The 400-nt window shown below is 48.2% G+C and carries 1 protein-coding gene; it reads left to right on the top strand.

Features of this window, described 5'->3' with window-relative positions; translation table 11 throughout:
• Nucleotides 1–400 (top strand): hypothetical protein (locus M3629_RS28145; protein WP_251512200.1); only part of this gene is annotated, 400 nt, incomplete at both ends.

Below are 400 nucleotides of genomic sequence, written 5' to 3'. Positions count from 1 at the left end.
AATCGGGGAGCCCAGATTGTAGGGGGAACGAATAGTAGCACAGTGCTGCTGCGAAATGGGGATTTATGGAGTTGGGGGCAGGGTGGATTGCTAGGAGACGGGACCACCACCTCAAAAGGAGTACCTGTTCCTGTATTGTGGAATGCTGCACCAGAGGTAACAATGACATTCCCTTCGGGTACGAACGAAACTCCTTCATTATCCCGCGTAACCAAACCAACCTTGGGCTGGACTCAAACGGATGTGATACAAACCGTATTCAGCCATGCTCAAATTCAAGTTTTGGATGAGAAAGGAACGGTACTCCTAGACTCTGGAGAAATAGAGCAGAATACCACGTTATCTAGCGGAAGCTGGACTACTAGCGAAGCGTTACCAGTGAATCAAAAAGTACAAGTTC

Source organism: Paenibacillus polysaccharolyticus (assembly GCF_023714295.1).
Classification (GTDB): domain Bacteria; phylum Bacillota; class Bacilli; order Paenibacillales; family Paenibacillaceae; genus Paenibacillus; species Paenibacillus polysaccharolyticus_A.
Note: the sequence above shows the minus strand (reverse complement) of the source record. Positions and strands in the feature narration are given on the sequence as shown.